This is a genomic window from Rhizobium sp. SG570 (genome assembly GCF_012275345.1).
Classification (GTDB): domain Bacteria; phylum Pseudomonadota; class Alphaproteobacteria; order Rhizobiales; family Rhizobiaceae; genus Rhizobium; species Rhizobium lusitanum.
The window spans coordinates 87,476-110,088 of sequence record NZ_JAAZQI010000020.1 but is presented as its reverse complement, the minus strand read 5'-3'; the positions used below and the strand labels follow the sequence as shown (position 1 = coordinate 110,088).

Here is a 22,613-nt window from a genome sequence, read left to right as displayed (position 1 = left end):
CCGGTCTTGCCCTGCTGCATCAACTCTATCTTCCCAGTGAAATTTTCTCAACTACGACGAAAACTACGACCGGCGCGTTTCGCTTGGGGCCATATCGTAAAGGTTGCGATAGGCTCGGGAGAAATGAGCGCCGCTGGAAAAGCCGGTGGCAACAGCGATTTCGGAAATGGACAAGGGGCTTTGCTCGAGCAGCCGCCGGGCATGCTGGAGCCTGATACGGCGATATTGATCGAGGAATGTCGAGGCGAGATGCGCGGCAAAAAGCCGATCGAGATGGCGCGGCGTCACGCCGGCGATCCGCGCCATGGCTGCGCGATCCAACGGCATCTCGATCGTCTCCTCCATCTTCTCGAGCACGCTTAGAAGACCGGGATGGTGGACACCATAGCGCTCGGCGAGTGAACCGCGTTGCGGCGCTGCTGGTCCGCCGACTTCCGTGTGGAGATACCAGTCGCTCACACGGCGGGCGAAGTCCGGTCCCATGCGCTCGGAGATCAGCACATGCATCATATCGAGCGGCGCGACGCCACCGCCGCAAGTAATGCGGTTGCCGTCGACGACGAAGCGGGCCTGGCGCGGCGACAGCGTCGGAAAAGACTCGAGCAGCGCCGGCGCATGCTCCCAATGGATGGTGAAGTCGCGGTCCGCCAAAAGCCCGGCTGCGGCGAGCAAATAGGGGCCGCCGGATATGCCGCCGATACGCACTCCTTCGCGCGCCAATTGCCTTAGACAGGCCAAAACCGTTGGATAATGCCAATCTCGCGGCGATCCACCCGCGCAGACAAAGACTGTCCCAAGCCCGGAGCCACGGCCCGGAAGCGGTGCGGCTGGGACGGGCACACCGGCCGACGACAACGCAGGTGCGCCATCAGGTGAGAATGCCGACAGCCGATAGATCTCGCGCCCGGCCAACAGATTGGCGGCGCGCAGCGGCTCGCTCGCCGAGGCATAGGACATCAGCGCGAATCCCGGGATCAGGATGAAGCCGATATGCTGGACGTTTTTCGCGTCGATCGAAGACATGTCCTATTTCTATCGAAATATGTCCCGATTGGGCAAGTCACCATTTCCCGCTCTGTCATCATGAGCGCAATTCCACTTGGATCCATCCATGCGCTATTCCGCTCTCTCCATTTTCCTCAACGGTCTTCGCGGCAATGCCGGCTGGGCTCCAGCCTGGCGTCAGCCCGAACCCAAGCCGCATTATGACGTCATCATCGTCGGTGGTGGCGGCCATGGGCTGGCGACGGCCTATTACCTTGCCAAGACCTTCGGCATCACCAATGTCGCCGTGCTGGAAAAGGGCTATCTCGGCTCCGGCAATATCGGCCGCAACACGACGATCATCCGGTCCAACTACCTGCTGCCCGGCAACAACCCCTTCTACGAGCTGTCGATGAAGCTCTGGGAAGGGCTGGAGCAGGATTTCAATTTCAACGCGATGGTTTCGCAGCGCGGTGTGCTCAATCTCTTTCATTCCGACGCGCAGCGGGATGCCTATACGCGGCGCGGCAACGCCATGCGCCTGCATGGCGTCGATGCCGAATTCCTCGATCGGGAGGCCGTGCGCAAGAAGCTGCCGTTCCTCGATTTCGACAATGCCCGCTTTCCGATCATGGGCGGCCTGCTGCAACCACGCGGCGGTACGGTGCGCCACGATGCGGTTGCCTGGGGTTATGCTCGCGGCGCCGATAGCCGTGGGGTCGACATCATCACCGGCTGCGAGGTAACCGGCATCCGCAGCGAGAATGGCCGCGTCGCCGGCGTCGAAACCACCAAGGGCTTCATTGGCTGCGGCAAGCTGGCGCTGGCGGCGGCCGGCAACTCCACCGTCGTCGCCGACATGGCCGGCCTGCGCCTGCCCATCGAAAGCCATGTGCTTCAGGCTTTCGTCTCCGAAGGCTTGAAGCCGTTCATCGACACGGTCGTCACCTTCGGTGCCGGGCATTTCTACGTATCGCAGTCGGACAAGGGCGGCCTCGTCTTCGGCGGCGATATCGACGGTTACAATTCCTATGCGCAGCGCGGCAATCTCGCGACTGTCGAGCATGTCGCGGAGGCCGGCGTCGCCTTGATACCGTCGCTGACGCGCGTGCGCTACCTGCGCACATGGGGCGGCGTCATGGACATGAGCATGGACGGCTCGCCGATCATCGACCGCACCCATATCGACAATCTCTATCTGAACGCCGGCTGGTGCTATGGCGGCTTCAAGGCCACACCGGCCTCCGGCTACTGCTACGCCCATCTGATCGCCCGCAACGAGCCGCATGAAACGGCGCGGGAACTGCGGCTCGACCGTTTCCGGCGCGGCTATCAGCTCGATGAAAAGGGCGTTGGCGCCCAGCCCAACTTGCATTGAGGACGTGACGAGATGGCAAGCCTGATTTCCTGCCCTCACTGCGGCATTCGCCCCAAAGAGGAATTTACCATCAAGGGTGATGCGAACCTCGGTCGTCCCGCGCCGGATGCCGTTTCCGACGCCTGGTACGACTACGTCTATCTGCGTGACAACCCGAAAGGACGACACAAGGAATATTGGCACCATTCCTCCGGCTGCCGCCGCTGGTTGATCGTCGAGCGCGACACGGTCACGCACAAGGTCCATGGCGTGAGCGACGCAGCGCTCGCCAAGCTCGGAGATCCGGCATGACCAGCTTCCGCCTTTCTTCCGGCGGCCGGATCGACCGCTCCAAGAGCATCCGTTTCAGCTTCGACGGCACGGAGCTGACGGGCCACCCCGGCGATACGCTTGCCTCCGCCCTGCTCGCCAACGGCATTCAACTCGTGGGCCGCAGCTTTAAATATCATCGGCCGCGCGGCATCCTGACGGCGGGCGCGGCCGAGCCTAACGCCCTTGTGACAACAGGCACGGGCGGGCGCACGGAAGCCAATAGCCGTGCCACGATGGTCGAGCTCCATGATGGGCTGATCGCGCGCAGCCAGAACCGCTGGCCCTCGCTCGGCTTCGATATCGGCGCCGTCAACGGGCTGCTGTCGCCCTTCCTAAGCGCCGGCTTCTACTACAAGACATTCATGTGGCCCGCTGCCTTCTGGGAGAAGGTCTACGAACCATTGATCCGCAAGGCCGCCGGCCTCGGCAAGGCTTCCTACGAAACCGACCCTGATTCCTATGAGAAATGCTGGGCGCATTGCGACCTGCTGGTTATCGGCGCAGGTCCGACGGGGCTTGCCGCCGCATTGACGGCGGGGCGTGCCGGCGCACGCGTGTTGCTGGCCGACGAAGGCTTTGCCCTTGGCGGCAGCCTGCTTGCCGATCAAGAGTCGCCACTAGGTGACTTTCTGACGGAACTCGAAAGCCTGCCGAATGTCCAATGCCTGCCGCGCACGACCATCATCGGCTGGTACGACGACAACGTCTTCGGCGCCGTCGAACGTGTGCAGAAGCACGTCGCAGCGCCCGATGCGCGCCGGCCGGTCGAACGCTTTTGGCGCATCATCGCCAAACAGGCCATTCTTGCTACCGGCGCGGAAGAGCGGCCGCTCGTCTTCGGCGGCAACGACATTCCGGGTGTCATGATGGCAGGCGCCATGCGCAGCTATCTGAACCGTCAGGCGGTCGCGCCGGGCAACAGGACCGTTGTCTTCACCACGAACCGGTCAGGCTACCAGACGGCGGCCGATCTTGAGGCCGCCGGCGTCGAGGTCGCCGCCATCGTCGACAGTCGCTCCAAAGCCAGCGAAACTTGGAACGGTAAAGCTCCGATAGTCTCCGACGCCCGCATCATCGATGCGCATGGCGGCAAGCAGCTGCGCCGCGTGACCGTAGCCACTGCCTCGGGCACACAACATATCGAGGCCGATGCACTTGCCATGTCGGGCGGCTGGAGCCCGATCATTCATCTCGCCTGCCATCGCGGCGGAAGACCGGTATGGTCCGACAGGCATGCAGCCTTCCTTGCCCCGGAAAGGCAGGAAGGACTGCTCATTGCGGGCTCGGCTGCCGGTCTTGCCTCGACCGAGGCTTGCCTTGGTGATGGTGCGCGCAAGGCAGCTGAGGCACTCGAGGCGATCGGCTTTGCCAAGGCGGAGCCGGCCTTCAAGCTTGGGGAAGACGTACAGGCAGCCGCCTCGCCGCTGTGGTCCGTCAAAGGTGCCAAGGGCAAGGCCTTCGTCGATTACCAGAACGACGTACACCTTAAAGATCTCGGCCTTGCGGTGCGCGAGGGTTATGGGCATGTCGAGCTTGCCAAACGCTATACGACCAACGGCATGGCGACCGACCAGGGCAAGCTTTCCAATATCAATGCCATCGGCATCCTTGCCGAGGCCCGCGGGGTTTCACCCGCCGAGGTCGGCACCACGACATTCCGGCCCTTCTACACGCCGGTTTCCTTCGGCGCGCTCACCGGCGCATCGCGCGGCAAGCACTTCCAGCCCGCGCGCAAGTCGCCGCTGCATGGCTGGGCAAAGAAGAATGGTGCCGTCTTTGTCGAGACCGGGCTCTGGTATCGCTCCTCCTGGTTCCCCCGCGAGGGTGAAAAGACCTGGCGAGAAAGCGTCGACCGCGAGGTGCTGAATATCCGGAAGAATGCCGGCATCTGCGATGTCTCGACGCTCGGCAAGATCGAGATCTTCGGCAAGGACGCGGCGGCCTTCCTCGACCGCATCTATTGCAACGGTTTTGCCAAGCTGCCCGTCGGCAAGGCGCGCTATGGCATCATGCTGCGCGAAGACGGCATGATCTATGATGATGGCACCACCAGCCGCCTCGGCGACGAGCATTTCTTCATGACGACGACGACGGCGCTTGCCGCCGGCGTGCTGACCCATCTGGAATTCTGCGCTCAGACGCTCTGGCCCGAGCTTGAGGTCTACTTTGCCTCCTCGACGGATCAATGGGCGCAGATGGCGGTCGCAGGCCCGAAATCCCGTGCGATCCTCGCCGAGATCGTTGATGAAGACATCTCGGATGCAGCCTTCGCTTTCATGAGTGCGCGCGCAGTCACGCTGTTCGGCGGCAAGCTCGAAGGCCGGCTTTTTCGCATCTCGTTTTCGGGCGAGCTCGCCTATGAGCTCGCTGTGCCTGCGGCCTACGGCGAGTTTGTCGCCGATGCCGTCATGCAGGCCGGGCAGCAATACGATATCTGCCCCTATGGTGCCGAGGCGCTCGGCGTCATGCGCATCGAAAAGGGTCATGTCACCCATGCCGAGATCAACGGCACGGTTACGCCGGGGGATCTCGGTTTTGCCCGCATGGTTTCGCCGACGAAGGCCGATTTCATCGGCAAGGCCATGCTCGCACGCGAGGGCCTGCAGGCGGCCGATCGGCCCCGCCTCGTCGGCGTCAAGCCGCTCAATCCGGCGACAAGCTTCCGCACCGGCGCCCATATTTTGGCGGAGGGCGCGGCCGCAACGCTGGAAAACGATCAGGGCTATGTCACGTCGAGCGCCTTTTCGCCGAGCCTCGGCCATACGATCGGCCTCGCGCTGGTCAAGAACGGGCCGGAGCGGATCGGCGAAAAGGTCTTGGTCTGGAACGGCCTTCGAAACGAATTTACCGAGGGGCAGCTCTGCAGCCCGGTCTTCATCGATCCTGAAAACGAGAAGCTCCATGCCTGACCTTCCCCGAAAAAAGCCGGTTCTTGCCGGCAAGGCCGCCTTGCAAGGTTCGGACATCCGGCTCGAAGCCCTGCCTGAGGGTCATCTGCTGCATGTGATGGGAGCAACGACGACCGAAGGTCTCGAGGCACATCTTTCTGCTGCAGGCATCAAGGACAGCGCTGTGCGTCCTGCCGGATATCGACAATGGTTCATTGCCGGCAACAACGTGCTTCCCAACGCCCTTGTGTGGGATTTTTCCAATGCCCTTGCCGGTAGCGCCTTCGTCTCGGACCAGCGCCATGGCCGCGTCCGCGTCGGCGTCTCCGGTCTGCGTGCCGCCGAATTGCTGAGCAAAGGCACGGCTGTCGACCTTCATCCGGCCACCTTCCCGCAAGGGCGGACAGCCATGACGCTCTTCGGCCATATATCGCTGCAGGTCGCACGTCCCGGTGCTGACGAGTTCGAGCTGACGGTGCTGCGCAGCTTTGCGGAATCTCTCTACGAAGAGCTTGAGGCGCTGGCACTATCGCTGGGTGCCGCGCGCGTTGCATCCTGAACCATCGGGTATCGAAAACGCACCGGCTATACGCCAGAGACATCAGGCGCTGGCGGCCGTTTTCAGCAATCTTTCGGCGGCCAGGTTAAGGCATTCTTCAAACGCAGTTAGATCGAGAAAGAGCCGATCCGGCGCCACCTTCCGCGTAATGACCGCACCGTTGCGCGCCGCGATGCCACCATCAAGCATCAGATTGTCGGCCATATCGAAATTTTCCAGCGCGAAGCCATCAGGCCCGCGATGGCGGCCGTCGGGACCGAGGCGGACTTCCCCGCCATAGAGGCCGCTGACCCGCTCGAAATGATTCTCGGTGCAGTTGGAAAAGGCAAATGCCGGGCAGCCGCGGGCGCACATGAAGCCCAACTCGAACGCGGTGCCGATGTCGGCCGCAACGCCGCGAAACGGCGTCAGATTGGCAATGATCAGATCGGCGCTCGACATCAGGCTCTCGTTGATGGCGCTGATGGCGAGACCGCGTTGATGCCTCGTTTCGGTTTCCGGGACGGCCAGATCGCCGGGCGAGACAGGGGTAAAGCCATAGCTGCGCGCCAAGGCAATCTTGTGGTCGAGGACTTCCCGCGCATTGGGGAGGAACACCTCAGGACCTGCCAAATATGCTCTCAATGCTTTGCCTTTCCGACAAAATGTTGCACCACGGAAGCTGCGGAACCATATGAGGCATATGACCGATTCAACGCTCTTGCGCCATAGCGAAACGCGCGGCTTGCAAAATCGCGAAATGCGCGCGAGTGCCGTTCCCGACCAATGGCAAGGCGCGTATATTCGCACTTCGAAGCGGGGCGTTGAGACAGCCGATGACAGGCGACAGAATTTGTGGGGTAAAAGAAATGCAATCTTCCATTGCGGCAATTGCCGGCTCGGAAAATGACGACCGTGGCAGCTGGCCGACGAAACAAAGCAAAATACTCGATTGGTTGATGAATGACGTTCGTGAGCAGCGCTTCATCGACAATATTCTCGTCGAGCTGTGCGAGAAGATGCGGGCAATTGGGATTCCGGTTGCGCGATCGACGATGCATTTCAGAACGATGCATCCGCAATGGCTCGGCGCGCGGATCCTCTGGCGCACCGGCATGAAAGAAGGCGATATCGCCACGTTCAGCTACGGTGTCGAGAATACGCCGCAGTTTCTGGCAAGCCCCATCAACGAGATCTTCAACGGCGCAATCGAGGTCCGGCAAAATCTCGAGGTTTCCGACAAGGATCAGTTCGTCTACCCGCTGTATAAGGAGCTATATGCGGAAAGGTTGACCGACTATATTGCCTGGCCGATCTATCACACGCTCGGCAAGCGCCATATCGTCACTTTCGCCTCGGATGCACCGGGCGGCTTCACCGATGAGCACATCACCTTCCTGAAGGATTTGCTCCCTGCGCTGACGATGGTGACCGAGATCCGGCTGAAGAACATCATGGCCCGCACGCTTTTGCGCACCTATGTCGGCCCGCATGCCAGCGAGCAGATCCTAGCCGGCGCAACGACGCGCGGCAGCGGCGCCACGGTCGGAGCGGCCATTCTGATCTGCGATCTTCGCGACTTCACGACCATTTCGGACATGTGGCCGCGAGACGACGTCATCGAGCTGCTCAACGGCTATTTCGACGCTATGGTCGAGCCGATCGAAAAACACGGCGGCGAGATCCTCAAATTCATGGGCGACGGGCTGCTGGCCATATTCCCGCTGAGCGACCCCAACGCCTGCCACAATCTCCTCCTGTCAATCCGCGAGGCGCAGGAAGCGGTGACAACCCTCAACGAGGAAAACCGCAAGCAGGGCCGCGAGGTGCTCCGCTACGGCGTCGGCGTGCATGTCGGCGACGTGATGTATGGCAATATCGGCTCGCGCACCCGCCTCGATTTCACGGTCATCGGCCCGGCCGTGAACATCGCTTCGCGCCTGGAAACGCTGACCAAGGAAGTGAAGCGGCCGGTGCTCCTATCCAAGGCATTCGTCGAGATGGCCGGCTGCCAGCGCGATATGGAAAGCCTCGGCGCCTTCCCGCTCAAGGGCCTCGGCGAACCGGTCGATGTCTTTGCTTTCACCGCAAAAGAGAAGTTGCTGCAGGATGCATGATCGACGGAGAGCCGGGGTTCCTCCCTCTCACGCGGCCGATTTGACGCGGCGCGATTCAGTCGGTTGCAAAACGTGAAAGGTCAAAGGGCTGCCGCTGCCGATACAGTTCCCTATATTGTGAAACGGATCATGACGATAGCCGCCTTATTTTTGGGATCGTTCTGCGATTACAAACGTTAAGTAAGGGTTGATTCTATCGGCTCGACCGGAGGGTGCCTGTCACCCATAAATACTCTGACAAGGAGAAAACAGATGAGAGAAATTCTGACACTGGCGTTTTCAGCCGCATCGTTGATCGTCGCCGGCGCGGCGGTAGCGCGCGCGGCAGACCTGCCGACGAGCTATCGCGAGGAGGAACCCGATCAGCGCAATGGCGTCAAGATCGGCTATCTCGATTGCGAAATCGGCGGCGGCGTCGGTTATGTGCTCGGCTCGGCCAAGGAGGTGGATTGCACCTTCCACTCGACCGTCGGAAGTAAGCGCGTGGAGCATTACAGCGGTGCGATCAGGAAGATGGGGGTCGACCTTGGTTTCACGACTCGCAGCCGGCTCGTCTGGCTCGTCTTCGCTCCGACAGCCGGCTATCATCACGGCTCTCTGAGCGGCCTTTATCAGGGTGCCACCGTTGAAGCGACCCTCGGCGCCGGCGTCGGCACGAACATCCTTGTTGGTGGTACTTCCGGCTCGATCCATCTTCAGACGGTGAGCGTGACGGGCCAGCTCGGCCTGAACGTCGCCGCTACCGGGACTTCGGTAACGCTGACCTCGACCGAGTGAGGTTTTAGGCCGCTGCGAAGCGGCACGAGTTCTATGGCCGCCCTTCCATAATGTTAGGGCGGCCTCTTTTTGTTGATGACCTTGCCGCCAAAGAAATTGCTCGTTGGCTCGTCTGTCGACAACCATCGTCAACGCTCAATCAACAAAGCCCGTTTCTTTTCAAGGGCCTCTGCCCTTATCCTCCTGTTATCTGTCGTCACCGTTCCGCCCCGAAATGGATTAACGGCGATCCGGTATATGGCTATAGCTATTCAATGCAGAAGAACAATTGGAGCCAAGCTCATGACCGATACTGTCACCGATCGCTTCCTTCGCTACGTCGTCATCGACACGCAATCGGACCCGACTTCGGGCACCCAGCCCTCGACTGAGAAGCAGAAAAACCTCGGGCGTATCCTTGTCGAGGAATTGCTGGCGATCGGCCTCGGTGACGCGCATCTGGACGAGCACGGCTATGTCTATGCGACCATTCCGTCCAATGTCGACAAGCCGGTTCCGGTGATCTGCTTCTGCTCCCACATGGATACCGCGCCCGATTTCACCGGCACCAACGTCAAGCCTCAGATCCTGCGGAATTATAGCGGCGGCGATATTCGGCTCGCGGGCGATCCGCAGCAAATCATCCGTGTCGACGACCACCCTGCCTTGCGCGATCAGGTCGGCAACGACATCATAACCTCGGATGGCACGACCCTGCTTGGCGCCGACGACAAGGCCGGCCTCGCCGAGATCGTGGCGGCAGCTCAATATCTCGTCGACAACCCTGATGTGCGCCACGGCACCATCAAGCTCCTGTTTACGACCGACGAGGAGATCGGCCGCGGCGTCGACAAGGTGGATCTCAAGAAGCTCGGGGCACAGTTTGCCTATACGGTCGATGGCGAAACCGCTGGACATATAGAGGACGAAACCTTTTCGGCGGATGGCGTCGAAGTCACCATCCAGGGTGTTGCCATCCATCCGGGCTTTGCCAAGGGAAAGATGGAGAATGCCATCAAGATTGCCGGCGCGATCATCGACAGGCTGCCGAAGGACGTAGCGCCTGAAACGACGGCGGGCCGAGAGGGCTTCATTCACCCGACAGGCGTGACCGGCTCGATGGAGAAAGCGTCACTCGGTTTCATCATCCGTGATTTCAATGATGCCGGTCTGGCCGTGAAAGAGGCGATGCTGGAACAGATCGTCAAGGACGTGATGACAGCCTTTCCCGGCTCCTCCCACACATTCACGGTCAAGCATCAATACCGCAACATGAAGACGATTCTCGATCGGCACCCGCAGATCGTCGACAATGCCGTGGAAGCGATCCGCCGGGCCGGGATGACCCCGGTGCGCGGCAGTATTCGCGGCGGCACGGACGGTTCAAGGCTCTCGTTCATGGGGTTGCCTTGCGCCAATATCTTCGCCGGCGGCCATGCCTTTCATTCCCCGCTTGAATGGGTCAGCCGGCAGGACATGGAAAAAGGCGCAAAGACGCTTGTCGAACTGGCTAAAGTCTGGGCGGAGCGTAGCTAAGCCGGTTCAGACAGGTAAAGTCAGCTCAGAAGAGCGCCCGTTGCCTCAGAAACAAGGCCCCAGGCGCTGGCATTTGTCGCAGACGACCGTGAGATTCACCAGCCGATGCTGGCGACATCATCGATTGCCCGCCTACCTCGGCGAAGCACGGCGCCAGGCGCGTCGGCCGCCTGGCTCAGCAGGTAGCGCGCGCCAGCCAGCGGACGAAACCCGACCCTCTCCTCCACAACAGGAGGCCGCTCATCGTTCACCAGCGGCTGTTCGGTCTGGGCGTATTCCGGCTCTCCCGCGATCAACGGATCTCGCGTTTCGCATTGCGGCAAGCAACGGTCGAAACGCTCGACGCCGCCCGACGATGCGACCTTGGTCTTCGCAATACCGGCGTGGGATGCGACCCGCTTTGCCGTAACGGCAGCTTTTTCCGCCGAGGCAAGCGGCGACGGCGATGGGATCGGTACGGACATCGTTTGTCGTGCCGGGCTCGCATCGACCACGACCTGCGGCCCGCTCATCGCGACGTGTTCCAGGGGTTTGGCACTGCTGATCGCGATCACGCCGCTATCGTCGACGAACCGCATGGCTCGATCGGTCGGAGCGGTTTGAACGATGAGGTAGAGGGCACCGACCACCGTGCCGCATACAGCAAGCCCGGAGCCTAGTCTCCGCGTCATCTCGCTTTGGCCATTCCACCAACTTGCAGGCTGCGTACCCATCGACAGCTCCTTTGGACAGAGATTCCAGAGGCCAATTCACACGAGAACTGTGGCGCAGCTTTTGTCGAAACATGGCTAATTGCGGACCTTTTGCAAAGAAATGTTGACGGACCAGAACCTTCGTTCATCAGGAGACGCGGTTTGTCGGTGGGCAGCGCCCGTCGGCGATGGGCCGAAAGAAGATGATGATGCAAGGCTGCATCATTAAGCTTTATCTTTAAAGTTAATCGGGAATGTCGCAAGACAAGCAAATGGTCTTGTGATTTTAATAATTCGTGGCTGGGCTGAGCCACGATTCCATCTCGAATTCGAAGATAAGATATTATTGTGCGCATGGTATTTACCGCAAAAGAACTTGGTCGCGATGAGCATTTTCTATCGGCCATATTGCAGAGCGCACACGAGCTCATGGCCATTTACAGCGAGAATCCCCGGATAGCGTCGATTATGGCTGCGCAACAGCGATGGCTCATGGCTCATTCGGGCTTTTCTCTTTCTCTCGGCTATCCGGATGAACCGACGCCTGGGCTATATGGCAGCCGGTTCGTCGACTTTGCCGTGAAGCACGGCATTGCCAGCCGCAATACTGCCGCGGCCTTCCTCAAGGAGATGCTGGCCTATAAATTCATCCAGCCGGTGCCGCAGAGTTCGGACCGCCGCATCACGCTGCTGGAGCCGACGGAGCTGACGCGCGAATATATGATGCGATGGATCCATACCCATCTCGTCGTGCTGGATACGCTCGACGGCGGGGACCGGATGGCCCAGGTCGCTATCAATCCGGAGGCTATATGGCGCATGCATCCGATCATCGCCAAGCGGATCATGGATAGTGACATTCTCCGCAATCCCGGCGTTACGTTCAGCCTGTTCAACTGGGCGACATCGGGCGGCGTCGTGATGGACTATCTCATCTCGCGCATCACCTCGGTCGATTTTGCGGCCGACAAGATCCTCATCGGTCCCCTTTCCATGAAGGTGATGCAGAGCCAGTTCATGATTTCCAGAACTCACCTGAAGCGCCTGTTCAAACGGGCGGCGGAATTCGGCAGCGTTGGATGGGCCGGCGCGCCGGGAAAGAGCAGCTTCTGGCTGTCCCACACCTTCGTGTCGGAATATTGGAACTATCAGGCCGAGAAATATGCGATGATCGATGCGGTGAGCGCGGCGGTGCTCAATACACCCGACCGTCTCGACGAAAGATCGCATGCAACCTCGACGCTGACCGCCTGACGCAGGCCTCCAGGGTGCACGTTGCCGGCCGCAGCGGTAACCGCCGACTTGCCCGCCGGGACACGTGACGTCTACTTTGAGGTATTCATCAACACAGCTCAAGCTCTGACTGTCTATGGTCGCGTGTCGCCCCAGACAACGCCGTTACCGGGAACCTATACCGACACAGTGGTCGTCACACTCACCTACTGATACGAAATGCGATATGTCGACGGACCCTCGCGGCTCCCTCATGCCGCATCTGCGCCGCCTGCGCTGCGCCGGCTGGTTCCAACCGTCGATACGGCCGCCGCCGTCTCAGGCATATCGGAGGAACAAACCATATTGCGGCCGCTTCGCTTGGCTTGATAGAGTCGCCTGTCCGCCACGCCCGCCAGTTCCTCCCAAGCCCCTAAAGCGCATTCTGCTCGCCAGCCGACGCCAAAGCTGGCGGTGGCGCGCAACCCATGCTCTTCGCTGATGACGGCGTGGGCCAAGGTCGCGCGCAGCCGCTCCGCTGTTGCCTGAGCGACTGCCTCGGTCGCGTCGCCCAATATAATGATGAATTCCTCGCCGCCATAGCGCGCAAACAGATCCCCGGGGCGCAGACATGGGCTCAATATCTGAGCCGTCCTTTGAAGCACGACGTCGCCGACGGCATGGCCGTACCGATCATTGATCGACTTGAAATGGTCGATGTCGAACATGACGATGCCGAAACCACGGAATCCGGATCGCGGAGCAGCGAGCAATTCCTCGACTGCTTCACTGAGCGCTCTGCGATTAAGCAGACCGGTCAGCGCATCCGTCTGAGAGAGACGCTTCAATTCCTCCGTCATCGATTTGCGCTCCATCTCCAGATGTCGCTTGAAACGCTGCTGCTCCCGCAGAATGTTCAGCCGCAGGAACATCTCGCGCACTTCCCGACCGGCGTGCGGCATCGCTTCGGGCTCCGATAGGTCGCCGGCAGCGATATCGTCAATCTGCCGTATGGCGGCAAGCATCGGCTGGAACAGGGATCGCCTGAGCGCATAGGCCAATCCGGCAACCACCGATATCGCCGTTACGGCCAAGAGCGCCGATATCAGCATGGCTCTCAAGGCCTTCTGCTGTGATTCCTCCAACGACGTCAGCGCGGTCTCTTCGATGAGTTCACGCAACGTCTCCGTCGATTTCATCCCCGGAACATATTTTTGAGTGAACTCCCCCGCCGTTGGCGGGTTGCCTCCATTCAGCTCAAAAGCAACCTGCTGCGCATAGGGCAAGGATCCGGCAAAGTAATTCACCGTCACTTGATCCAGCAGTTGCGCGATAGCCTGGGAATGCAGCGTTGATGGAGCATAGGTCTTCAACAGCGCATTCACTTCAAAAAGGCGGTTCAACTCATTGTCGAACTCCGCCCGGTAGTGCGAGCGGGCCTGCCCTTGCGAGGCGAGCATCATGACTACATAGGATCCCAATCTTCCGGCGCGTTCTCTGAGCGTTCCGGCCATCGAAGTCAGCATGACTTCGGCCCCGGTCTGCGGCGCCTGAGCGATAATCGAACGTCCCGCTACGTCACGGTAATCCTGCGCCCGGTCCGCCGCCCGGAACATCGTCTGTATCGCCTCGGCTATTTGTGTCCCACTCCGCTCGTCGCGCGGAATGGCCGCGACCGCATCGACGGCTTTTCGGCCTGCTTCCAATTGCGCCTTGACGGCCATGAATGCGCTGCTCATTTCCGGCGACGCATCTATCTCCGTCCGGAAGATCGTCTCGATCTTGGCGATATCAACGTCGGTGTCGCCACGGCTCGCTTTCAACGCGGCGGCAAATTGCGGCTGCTGTTCCTCGGAGGCGCCCATAAGGCTGTTCGCCGGCCCCCGCTCCTTCGATATCGTGGCAGCCGCACGCAAGGCGGCATCGAAGCGCTTGAACTCCGTCACCCCGCGCTTGTAGTGGATGTAATCCGACAAGCTAAAGGCAATCGTCGAGCCGGCCATCATCAAGCAAACCATGATAACGGCTATGGCGCCGTTCCACTGTAGCTGTTGAATTCTAAGCCGCGACAATAAGTGCACTCCACCGAGAACCGTTTGATCGAGAATAAACTGCAACTGGTAGAATTTTCGTTTAAGGCACAGAAATGAAATATTTCTCACGAGCTGATGACGAGGTTACGCAAATTGTCAGCCAGTCACGATAGCCTTATGTTTATGCACAACAAAGAGAGGTTTTCGGCGTCATTGGCGCGGCGAAGAACGGCCAAAAAAAGTAGTCGACACCGACAAGGCGATGCGGGCAATCGTACAAAGCGCGAGCGATCGCCGCTGCTTTGTACGACGTGAGTTTTGCCGGGGTCTCTCCCATAGAAGGGAGTTCGCCCGCCTATGGGCCTCCCTTATCGCCCCAGAACTGGGTCGGTGGCTCGAATGCTTATTTGCTGGCGAGCAGGTTCAGCTTGTAGATCTGCGGCGGCTCGGCAAAGAGATCTCCCGCCTGTACTTTTTCCATCAAAGCGGCCGCTACTTTGCCGTCGAGATGGGCCTGCCGGCCCGCTTCATTGTCGAACGTGTCGAAAATGGCGAACTTTCCGGGGCCTTCTTCGATCGCATACCAGCTTGCCGTACCGGGTTCCGCGAGGACCAAAGGCAATGCCGATCGCAGAAAATCGGCAACCTCGGCCTCCTTGCCGGGCTTGGCCTTCAGCGGAACATACAGTGCAAGTTTGCTCATGACCCACCACCTTTCATGTGCGGATGATGTCTCGGATAACGTCAACCAACGTCGGGCGATAGGAACTGTTCCCGATCAGGCAGACCAGAAAGCGATCATCTCTTCAAAGGAAGGTGACCGAAACCGATATCGCGGAGATAAAACTAGTTCTGCACGAATGCCGCCGGCATAAGATTTGCGCGGGCCGAGTAATGTGGTTGTCCGACAACATGCGATATCACCAGCGCGTAGACCAGAATAGAACCGATGACGATGGCAATGCCGTTCACGGGCAGGTTCTTCTTCGACGCCGCGCAGGGCGGGATATCCGGGACATTCGCGCGAGAAGGTCGTCTCCCAGATGTTTCCGCCGTCGTGAAGGGAAGCATCAACTCCTTTTCTATGCGGGCCTGCGCATCGATTTGCTTGCCATATCTCGTCGTGGGCCTGAACTGGATGACTTCGCCCATTTTTCACGCGGTCCCTTTTGCCGCTTGCGGCTATTGGCCATTATTCTCCTGGTTATCGTCAGCATCGCATAGTCGATGCGCACGATGACCTTTTCAGGCCGTTGCTACGATCCTGATCATGGGTAAGTTATACTCCAACAGGACCATGGAAGCGATATCGTTGCGCAAGAAAGCCAGCTGTTTGCGCCATCCTTTCGCAATGTGTGATTAAATCGCCTTGCCGCCTGACGATGGAAAAGATCGGCATATTGCGCGTGGAAGATGGGGATTTTGACGACATCACCGTGCCGGAAGGACATATCCTGCGGCCGTATGTGCTCTACCGCATCGATCACCCTGTCAGCTTGAGCCCGTGATCGGCACCCGCCGCACAAAGCGGGCGCCGAAAGACTGGGCTTAGCGAAGCTCGATGATGGCGCAGCCATAGGCCTCGAGCGACAGAGTGCCGGATACCGACTTGCCGTCATCGAGAAGATTGATTCCGGCCGGGACTTCACTCAGCTCAGCGCGCTGATCGAGGTAATTCTGCAGGAAGAGCAGCCGCCGGTCGTCGTTCTGGCGCATCGTCACTTCGACTCCCTCGGGCAGATCGCCGACGAGCGGCCCGATACCGGCTTCCGCAAAGGTCTTGTCGGCCAGGGCATCGATCAGCTCCGGCGTCAGGTAGGTGCCGAGATAGAACACCCTGCCCTTGCCGACCCGACGCAAGCTCGCCATTGGCTGGCCTTCGGCATAACGGTTCGACCATGTCGCCACGACCTCGACATCGTCGGCGACCGTCAGGTTCTCATAGAAATGAGCCGCATCGATCTCACGATTGCCGAAGGTGAAGCGACGAACGCGCCGATGGGATTCCGCCGGGCGATTAGGCGGGATGACCAGGCCGCCCGACCGGGACATGACGTCGAAAAGACCCTTGGCACCGGGCGCTGCCAGCCGGCCGAAATCCTCCACCTTGACGCCCGTCAGCCGTGTCAGCGACGAACCCGGTGCTGTCTCACGGATGACATGGTTGTTTTCGTCGCGCGTGCCGGTGCGCGCGCCGATGACGACCGTGCCGCCATCTCGGGCAAAGGCTTCGAGCCGCTCGGTCCAGCCGTCTTTCCACATTACCCAATGCGGCACATAGAGCAGCTTCAGCCGAGAGAGATCATCCTCCGGGTGAATGAAGCCGCAGGCAATGCCGCGGTCATAGCAATATTGATGCAACTGAATTGCATCGTCCTGCGGGCTGGGCAGGCCGATCGAATAGGTCTTGTGCGCCTCCTGATTGTCGAAATCCGAGCCGGCGATGCCGACATCCATGCGCACATGGGTTCCGAGGATCTTGTCCTTGAGAGCGGTCATCTCGGTCGCGAAGCGTTTTGCCTCGTCGTAACGGTGGCGCGGCACATCATCGTGGTCGATGAGGCCCATCCAGTAGATTTCCGCGCCGAAATGCGCAGGCCGCCAGCGGAAGAACAGCAGGCCATCGGCGCCGCGCGCAACCGACGACATGGCCATGCGCCGCATTTCGCCAGGCTCCGGCGTCAGCGTGCAGAAACCGGGCTGGCTTCCGAAGCCGGATTGCTGTTCAGGAACGATGTAATTGCCGGAGAATCCGCGGCAGATATCGAGGTGGAGCGCCTGCACCTTGGCGTGGTTGCCGATGCGCTGAAACTCATCGTAGAGCATCGGATAGATGTCATAGCCGACGAAATCGAGATCGGTGGAGAACTGGCCGCGGAAGTCGATATCGCGAAGGCCGCCGAGATTGTGGAAGATGAACCATTCCGCCTTGGTGGCGCGCAGGATTTCCACCTGATCGTGCTGGAAACGCGCCGTCGCGAAGGCGAGGAAGCGGTGATAGTCCTGCACATGTCCTGGGCTCGGGAAGGTCGGGCCGAACTCGATGGGAAGCACGACCTGACCGAAATCGTCATAGGCCGTCGCCCAGAAATCGCCGCCCCAGGCGAAATTGAGCTTGTCGATCGTCCCGTATTTATCGGCGAGAAAGGCCTGGAACTCCGAAAGTGTCGCCGGGGAGAAGGATTCCGGCATGCTGGTATTCAGCTCATTGTCGGTCTGCCAGCCAATGACATGCGGATTGTCCCGATAGTGCTCCGCCATCGCCTTGGTAATGCGCTTGCTGTGCTCGCGGAACACCGGGCTTGCGGTATCGGCATGCTGGCGCGAGCCATGGCTCATCGTCCGGCCGTTGCCATCGACGCGAAGGATTTCGGGATGGGCGGCCGTCAGCCAGCGCGGCGGCGTCGCCGTCGGGGTGCACACGATGGTGTCGATGCCATGACGCGCCAGCACGGCGATTGCACGGTCGAAAAGATCGAAATCGAAGGTGCCGAGCTTTGGCTCGAAGAGATGCCATGCGAACTCACCGAGACGCGCGACATTGAAGCCGGCCTCGGCCATGCGCTTGGCATCGCGCTCCCAATAGCTCTCGTCGACATGTTCCGGATAATGCGGCGCGCCCACAAGAAACCTGTCGGTCTTGATGGTCCGCCATACGGAAAGGTCGTTCTTACTGCTCTTCACTGACACGGTATCAGGCTCCTGAACTGTTATTTGTCGAGAATTGGCTTGCGGACGGTGATGGTCCGCTCGTCCTGGGTGGAAAACAGGTAGATCTCGCGCGGGTCGATGCTGAGGCTGACCGATGCATCGGCATTGATGCCGGCGACATGGCCAACCTGCACGGTGATGTTGCCGGTGCCGCTTTCGGAACTGACACATTGCAGCTCGCCGGCATCGATATAGAGGATGGTCTCGCGACCCAGATGCTCGACAAGACCGACACGGCCGGCAATCGCCGCACCGGCCGGCCGAGCATCCGCGACCGCGATATTCTCCGGCCGGATGCCGAGCGTCAGCTTTGCACCCTTCTCGACCGACGAACCGGCCGCCAGTTCGACGGCGACGGGCGCCAGACCCAGGGCGGAAACCGTAACCGAATTTCCTGTGACCCGATCGACTGTGACGGGGAAGAAGTTCATCCGCGGCGCACCAAGGAAGCCGGCGACGAAGAGATTGATCGGATTGCGGTAGAGTTCGAGCGGCGAGCCCACCTGCTCGATGATGCCGCGATTGAGAACGACGATGCGGCTTGCCATCGTCATCGCCTCGACCTGGTCATGCGTCACATAGACCATGGTCGCGCCGAGTTCGGCGTGCAGGCCGCTCAACTCGACGCGCATCTGCGTGCGAAGCGCTGCATCGAGATTGGACAGCGGCTCGTCGAACAGGAAGACGTCGGGCGAGCGAGTGATGGCGCGGCCGATCGCGACGCGCTGGCGCTGGCCGCCGGAAAGCTGTTTCGGTCGCTTGTCGAGCTGATCGGTTATCCTGAGGATCTTCGCGGCGCGTGCCACGGCCGCATCGATCTCCGCCTTCGGCCTTTTTGCCATGCGCAGACCGAAACCCATATTCTCGGCGACCGTCATATGCGGGTAGAGCGCGTAGGACTGGAACACCATGGCGATGCCGCGATCACCGGGCTCGGCCGTGCTGACATCGCGGCCGTTGATCATGATCTGGCCGGAAGAGATCGTTTCCAGCCCGGCGATCGACTTCAGCAGCGTGGACTTGCCGCAGCCTGATGGCCCGACCATGACGATGAATTCACCCTGCTCGACCGAGAGATCGATGCCGCGCAGCGCATGATAAGCGCCGTAATTCTTGTTGACGTGACGAAGTTCGAGACTGGTCATGCTTCAGGGCTCTCAAGGAATGGATTGGCATGAGGAACGGCGTCGGGGATGGCGGACAGATCGCTCATCCCTTCACCGCGCCCATGGTGAGACCGGCGATGAAATGCCGCTGCATGAGGAAGAACATCACGACCGGAGGCACGGCAACGACGATCGTGCCCGCCGAAATCAGGTTCCAGGCCGAAACCCATTCGCCGCGCAGATTGGCAAGCCCAGCCGTCACCGGCTTCACCGTATCGCTGACCGTCAGCACCACGGCCCAGAAATAGTCGTTCCAGACGAAGGTGAAGATCAGGATGGCGAGGGCGGCCAGTGCCGGCCGCACCAGGGGTACCACCACGTGAACAAGCGTCTGGAACGGCGTCGCGCCCTCCGCCCTCGCCGCCTGGAACAACTCGTCCGGCAGAGCGGCGATGAAGTTGCGCATGAACAGCGTCGCAAAGCCCGTCTGGAAGGCGATGTGGAAAATGACCAGCGCTGCCGTGGTGTCGTAGAGGCCGATACGCACCATCAGGTCGCGCACGGGGATCATCATGATCTGATAGGGCAGGAAATTGCCGCCGACGAACAGGGCAAAGACCAGCATGTTGCCGCGAAAGCGATAGCGCGCCAGGACGAAGCCGGCGAGCGTGCTCAGGATCAGCACGCCGATGACGGCGGGTATGGTGATTGTCAGGCTATTGAGGAAATAGCGCGCCATCGGTGTCTGGGTGAAGACGGAGGTGTAGTTATCCACCAGGCCGAATTGCGTCGGCCAGCCCCAGAGATTGCCGCCCATCACATCCTGCGTCGAGCGGAACGACGTCAGGATGATGGCAAAGAGCGGGCACAGCCAGAGGATCAGGATGGCGAGCACGGCGATGAAATAGAAGCGGCGACGCCAGATGGCATCTTCAGGGATCGGGCGCGGATACATCAGGCCCCTCTTTCTTCGATGCGAATGATGCGCGTGAGATACCAGACGATGAACACCGCCATGATCACGAACAGGACCGAGGCGATGGCCGCGCCATAGCCGAAGCGATAGGAGAAGATCGACTGTTCGAACATCTGGTAGGCCAGCACTTCGGAGGAGCCGAAGGGGCCGCCCTGCGTCATGACCGAGACCATGTCGAAGGATCGAAGCGCGCCGACGACGGTGACCGCAATGGCGATGAAGGTGACCTGTGTCAGCTGCGGCAGGACGATATGGCGCAACATGTTCCAGCCTCTTGCACCGTCGACCCGTCCGGCTCCGATCAACTCCTCGCTGAGGCTGTTGAGACCGGCGAGATAGAGCACCATGCAGAAGGCGATCTGCGGCCAGAGCGCTGCGATGACGATCGCAAAGGTGACGAAGTGCTCGTCGGAGAGAACCGCCGGCGCGGCCGCGCCGAAAAAGCCGAAGATCAGGGCGAGCAATCCGAGTTGCGGTGTATAGACCCAGGTAAAGACGACGCCGACGGCGACCGAGGCGAGCACCAGCGGAATGAAGAAGAGCGACTTCATCAGCCGCATGCCGCGGATCTTCTGATTGACGAGCAGTGCGATCGCCAGCCCGATGGGCGGCGCCGCCATGAACATGACCAGCCAGATCACATTGTTCTTCAGCGAGACGTAGAATTGCGGGTCGTTGAACAGCTCGACATAATTGCCGAAGCCGATCCAGACCATCGGGCTGAAGCCGTCCCAATCATGCAGGCTGATCCAGAGGCTTTCCACAGCCGACCACAGGATCACGACGGAGAAGAGAACGGCCGCGGGCAAAATCAGCAAAGTCGGGGTGAGCCACCAGCGATGGCGGCGCCAGAACGTCATCATTTTGTCCTCTTTCGGTATGGGGAGGCGGAGCAACGGCCCCGCCTCCCGGTCGCTGGGAGGAAGGCTAGATCTTGTAGATACGCTTACGCGTACCCTCGAGCCGCTGCAGAATGGCGTTGCGCCGTTCGGGCTTTGCCATGAATTCCTGGAAGCCGACGAGCCCGGCCTGGGCCATGTCGGGATCGCTGTCGCGGTCGTAATATTGCGATGTGCCCTGCACCGTCTTCAGGGCCTCGACTGCGGCATTGACCAGCGGGTCCTTGCTTGGCGGCAGGTCGTTGCGCGGCGGCACGTTGCCGCCGGGTACCAGATAAGGGCCGAGATTTTCGGGGCGATAGAAATAGGCGAGGAACTCGCGCGCGCCCTGCTTGTTCTTGGCATTAGCCGGGATATGCACCGAATTCAGCGAAAATTCCTCGAAACGACCGACCTTCGCATCGATTGTCGGGAACGGCGCGAATGCGAGCTGATCGAGATCCTCCTTCGGAAAGGTGGAGCGCACGAAAGCGCCGAGATTCATCATGCCCGCCTTCTTCTGCGACAGCAGAGCACCCGCCTCCTGCCAGCCGAACGAGGTGTTGTTCGGCGTGAAGAAATCCTGCTTGATCAGGGTCTCCCAATTGTCGAATACCGGCTTCAGCGCCGGGTCGAGATAGCTCATCTCGCCATTCATCAGCGCCATGTGCTTGTCGAGACCGTTGATGCGCAGGTTCATCTGGTCGAACCAACCGGCCGCCGGCCACAATTCCTTTGTGCCCATGGCGATCGGCGTCAGGTTGGCGCTCTTGCACTTGGCGCCGAAAGCCAGGAAATCATCCCAACTCGCCGGAACCGTCGCTCCAAGCTGACTAAAGACATCCTTGCGGTAGAACATGCCCCAAAGCGTTCCGCCGGTCGGCAGCCCATACTGCTTGCCGTCGACGGTAACTGAGCCCGCGGCGGGGCCGAGCACGTCCTTGTATTTCTCCTTTTCGAAGAGATCGGAGATATCATCGAACAGGCCGCGCTTGACGAAGGCGCGCATGCGGTTTCCCGAAAACCAGAAGCAGATATCGGGCGCGCCGGCGACCAGATAGTTGCGGATCGCCGTTTTGTGCGCCTCGTGATCCATGTTGTTGACCACGACCTTGACGCCGGCCTGCTTGCCGAAATCGTCGGCGATCTTGCGCAGGATCGCCAATGCATCGGCGTTGTTTTCGTCCGAAATGATGTTGACGTCCTGTGCCTGCGCGATGGCGGGCATCGGAAAACCGGTGAGCGCCGCGACGGACGCCGCCCCTGCACCCTTCAAAAAGACACGCCGGCTCGCCGGCCTTCCAAGCAAATTGAAAGTCATTTGAAACTCCTCCCGTTGTGATGTCCACCCTCACCCCTGCTCAGCCAGCCGTACGAACACGCGGCGGGCGCCCCTCCTGCCCTCCCACGCACGGTCGCAACAAACCTGCCGCGGCAATGCATTTGCATCGCCCGGAACTTTCGGTTCGAGAAACCTTGTCCTATTGCTGACTTCT

21 protein-coding genes are annotated in these 22,613 nt (G+C 60.3%); 10 read left to right on the top strand and 11 right to left on the bottom strand.

Translation table 11 applies throughout. From position 1 onward, the window contains the following. Positions 1-63 precede the first annotated feature (63 nt). Positions 64-1,023 carry a GlxA family transcriptional regulator gene (locus FHT28_RS29730; RefSeq protein WP_168598172.1) on the bottom strand — a complete coding sequence of 320 codons (960 nt, stop codon included), beginning with the start codon at positions 1,021-1,023 and terminating at the stop codon, positions 64-66. Positions 1,024-1,111: 88 nt separating this feature from the next. Between FHT28_RS29730 and FHT28_RS29725 the strand changes: the two genes are divergently transcribed. The 4 genes from FHT28_RS29725 to FHT28_RS29710 are packed head-to-tail and all read left to right on the top strand — an operon-like array spanning position 1,112 to position 6,121. After that, entirely contained in the window at positions 1,112-2,362 is a 1,251-nt protein-coding gene (locus FHT28_RS29725; RefSeq protein WP_168598171.1) for a sarcosine oxidase subunit beta family protein, read from the top strand. Positions 2,363-2,374: 12 nt separating this feature from the next. Next, a complete protein-coding gene (locus FHT28_RS29720) occupies positions 2,375-2,653 on the top strand; it encodes a sarcosine oxidase subunit delta (protein ID WP_168598170.1) in 279 nt (92 codons plus the stop codon). Continuing rightward, entirely contained in the window at positions 2,650-5,583 is a 2,934-nt protein-coding gene (locus FHT28_RS29715) for a sarcosine oxidase subunit alpha (RefSeq protein WP_168598169.1), read from the top strand. The genes FHT28_RS29720 and FHT28_RS29715 overlap by 4 nt, the downstream gene beginning before the upstream one ends. Next, positions 5,576-6,121: a sarcosine oxidase subunit gamma family protein gene (locus FHT28_RS29710; protein ID WP_168598168.1), complete on the top strand. Its 546-nt coding sequence runs from the start codon at positions 5,576-5,578 to the stop codon at positions 6,119-6,121. The genes FHT28_RS29715 and FHT28_RS29710 overlap by 8 nt, the downstream gene beginning before the upstream one ends. A gap of 42 nt (positions 6,122-6,163) precedes the next feature. On the opposite strand, the gene FHT28_RS29705 is transcribed toward FHT28_RS29710, so the two are convergent. Beyond that, a complete protein-coding gene (locus FHT28_RS29705) occupies positions 6,164-6,745 on the bottom strand; it encodes a nucleoside 2-deoxyribosyltransferase (RefSeq protein WP_037197530.1) in 582 nt (193 codons plus the stop codon). 224 nt (positions 6,746-6,969) lie between these two features. On the opposite strand from FHT28_RS29705, the gene FHT28_RS29700 reads away from it, so the two are divergent. From FHT28_RS29700 to pepT, 3 genes are all read left to right on the top strand, one after another. After that, positions 6,970-8,217, top strand: coding sequence for an adenylate/guanylate cyclase domain-containing protein (locus FHT28_RS29700; RefSeq protein ID WP_037197529.1), 1,248 nt, complete (start codon positions 6,970-6,972; stop codon positions 8,215-8,217). Between the two features lie 252 nt (positions 8,218-8,469). Further along, on the top strand, positions 8,470-8,994 hold the full coding sequence (locus tag FHT28_RS29695) for a DUF992 domain-containing protein (protein WP_168598167.1): 525 nt from the start codon (positions 8,470-8,472) through the stop codon (positions 8,992-8,994). Between the two features lie 282 nt (positions 8,995-9,276). Next, entirely contained in the window at positions 9,277-10,509 is a 1,233-nt protein-coding gene (pepT, locus tag FHT28_RS29690) for a peptidase T (RefSeq protein WP_168598166.1), read from the top strand. A 95-nt stretch (positions 10,510-10,604) separates the two neighbouring features. On the opposite strand, the gene FHT28_RS29685 is transcribed toward pepT, so the two are convergent. Beyond that, positions 10,605-11,222: a hypothetical protein gene (locus FHT28_RS29685; protein ID WP_168598165.1), complete on the bottom strand. Its 618-nt coding sequence runs from the start codon at positions 11,220-11,222 to the stop codon at positions 10,605-10,607. Between the two features lie 333 nt (positions 11,223-11,555). Here FHT28_RS29685 and FHT28_RS29680 point away from each other — a divergent pair, with 333 nt between their 5' ends. Beyond that, positions 11,556-12,455, top strand: coding sequence for a hypothetical protein (locus FHT28_RS29680; protein WP_037197523.1), 900 nt, complete (start codon positions 11,556-11,558; stop codon positions 12,453-12,455). A gap of 21 nt (positions 12,456-12,476) precedes the next feature. After that, the gene (locus FHT28_RS29675; protein WP_280518153.1) at positions 12,477-12,647 is read left to right on the top strand and encodes a spore coat protein U domain-containing protein; all 171 of its coding nucleotides are present in this window, start codon (positions 12,477-12,479) and stop codon (positions 12,645-12,647) included. Positions 12,648-12,685: 38 nt separating this feature from the next. On the opposite strand, the gene FHT28_RS29670 is transcribed toward FHT28_RS29675, so the two are convergent. From FHT28_RS29670 to FHT28_RS29660, 3 genes are all read right to left on the bottom strand, one after another. Beyond that, entirely contained in the window at positions 12,686-14,419 is a 1,734-nt protein-coding gene (locus FHT28_RS29670) for a GGDEF domain-containing protein (protein ID WP_168598164.1), read from the bottom strand. A gap of 430 nt (positions 14,420-14,849) precedes the next feature. Then, positions 14,850-15,149 carry an antibiotic biosynthesis monooxygenase gene (locus tag FHT28_RS29665; protein ID WP_037197522.1) on the bottom strand — a complete coding sequence of 100 codons (300 nt, stop codon included), beginning with the start codon at positions 15,147-15,149 and terminating at the stop codon, positions 14,850-14,852. 143 nt (positions 15,150-15,292) lie between these two features. After that, on the bottom strand, positions 15,293-15,598 hold the full coding sequence (locus FHT28_RS29660) for a hypothetical protein (RefSeq protein WP_113102284.1): 306 nt from the start codon (positions 15,596-15,598) through the stop codon (positions 15,293-15,295). A gap of 230 nt (positions 15,599-15,828) precedes the next feature. On the opposite strand from FHT28_RS29660, the gene FHT28_RS36745 reads away from it, so the two are divergent. Further along, complete coding sequence (locus FHT28_RS36745; protein ID WP_280518154.1) at positions 15,829-15,954, top strand: hypothetical protein; 126 nt, start codon at positions 15,829-15,831, stop codon at positions 15,952-15,954. Between the two features lie 40 nt (positions 15,955-15,994). Here the strand turns inward: FHT28_RS36745 and FHT28_RS29650 are convergent, their stop codons facing one another. From FHT28_RS29650 to FHT28_RS29630, 5 genes are all read right to left on the bottom strand, one after another. Beyond that, the gene (locus FHT28_RS29650; RefSeq protein ID WP_348645037.1) at positions 15,995-18,136 is read right to left on the bottom strand and encodes a beta-galactosidase; all 2,142 of its coding nucleotides are present in this window, start codon (positions 18,134-18,136) and stop codon (positions 15,995-15,997) included. Between the two features lie 20 nt (positions 18,137-18,156). Further along, positions 18,157-19,302, bottom strand: coding sequence for an ABC transporter ATP-binding protein (locus tag FHT28_RS29645; protein WP_168598163.1), 1,146 nt, complete (start codon positions 19,300-19,302; stop codon positions 18,157-18,159). 64 nt (positions 19,303-19,366) lie between these two features. After that, complete coding sequence (locus FHT28_RS29640; RefSeq protein ID WP_037197517.1) at positions 19,367-20,218, bottom strand: carbohydrate ABC transporter permease; 852 nt, start codon at positions 20,216-20,218, stop codon at positions 19,367-19,369. Further along, complete coding sequence (locus tag FHT28_RS29635; protein ID WP_037197516.1) at positions 20,218-21,102, bottom strand: sugar ABC transporter permease; 885 nt, start codon at positions 21,100-21,102, stop codon at positions 20,218-20,220. The genes FHT28_RS29640 and FHT28_RS29635 overlap by 1 nt, the downstream gene beginning before the upstream one ends. Before the next feature lie 64 nt (positions 21,103-21,166). Then, on the bottom strand, positions 21,167-22,438 hold the full coding sequence (locus FHT28_RS29630; RefSeq protein WP_168598162.1) for an ABC transporter substrate-binding protein: 1,272 nt from the start codon (positions 22,436-22,438) through the stop codon (positions 21,167-21,169). Positions 22,439-22,613 lie beyond the last annotated feature (175 nt).

Coding starts and splice junctions, on each gene's coding strand:
- FHT28_RS29730 (WP_168598172.1), bottom strand. CDS start 1,023: ATGTCTTCGATCGACGCGAAAAACGTCCAGCATATCGGCTTCATCCTG.
- FHT28_RS29725 (WP_168598171.1), top strand. CDS start 1,112: ATGCGCTATTCCGCTCTCTCCATTTTCCTCAACGGTCTTCGCGGCAAT.
- FHT28_RS29720 (WP_168598170.1), top strand. CDS start 2,375: ATGGCAAGCCTGATTTCCTGCCCTCACTGCGGCATTCGCCCCAAAGAG.
- FHT28_RS29715 (WP_168598169.1), top strand. CDS start 2,650: ATGACCAGCTTCCGCCTTTCTTCCGGCGGCCGGATCGACCGCTCCAAG.
- FHT28_RS29710 (WP_168598168.1), top strand. CDS start 5,576: ATGCCTGACCTTCCCCGAAAAAAGCCGGTTCTTGCCGGCAAGGCCGCC.
- FHT28_RS29700 (WP_037197529.1), top strand. CDS start 6,970: ATGCAATCTTCCATTGCGGCAATTGCCGGCTCGGAAAATGACGACCGT.
- FHT28_RS29695 (WP_168598167.1), top strand. CDS start 8,470: ATGAGAGAAATTCTGACACTGGCGTTTTCAGCCGCATCGTTGATCGTC.
- pepT (WP_168598166.1), top strand. CDS start 9,277: ATGACCGATACTGTCACCGATCGCTTCCTTCGCTACGTCGTCATCGAC.
- FHT28_RS29685 (WP_168598165.1), bottom strand. CDS start 11,222: ATGGGTACGCAGCCTGCAAGTTGGTGGAATGGCCAAAGCGAGATGACG.
- FHT28_RS29680 (WP_037197523.1), top strand. CDS start 11,556: ATGGTATTTACCGCAAAAGAACTTGGTCGCGATGAGCATTTTCTATCG.
- FHT28_RS29670 (WP_168598164.1), bottom strand. CDS start 14,419: ATGATGGCCGGCTCGACGATTGCCTTTAGCTTGTCGGATTACATCCAC.
- FHT28_RS29665 (WP_037197522.1), bottom strand. CDS start 15,149: ATGAGCAAACTTGCACTGTATGTTCCGCTGAAGGCCAAGCCCGGCAAG.
- FHT28_RS29660 (WP_113102284.1), bottom strand. CDS start 15,598: ATGGGCGAAGTCATCCAGTTCAGGCCCACGACGAGATATGGCAAGCAA.
- FHT28_RS36745 (WP_280518154.1), top strand. CDS start 15,829: ATGGAAAAGATCGGCATATTGCGCGTGGAAGATGGGGATTTTGACGAC.
- FHT28_RS29645 (WP_168598163.1), bottom strand. CDS start 19,302: ATGACCAGTCTCGAACTTCGTCACGTCAACAAGAATTACGGCGCTTAT.
- FHT28_RS29640 (WP_037197517.1), bottom strand. CDS start 20,218: ATGTATCCGCGCCCGATCCCTGAAGATGCCATCTGGCGTCGCCGCTTC.
- FHT28_RS29635 (WP_037197516.1), bottom strand. CDS start 21,102: ATGATGACGTTCTGGCGCCGCCATCGCTGGTGGCTCACCCCGACTTTG.
- FHT28_RS29630 (WP_168598162.1), bottom strand. CDS start 22,438: ATGACTTTCAATTTGCTTGGAAGGCCGGCGAGCCGGCGTGTCTTTTTG.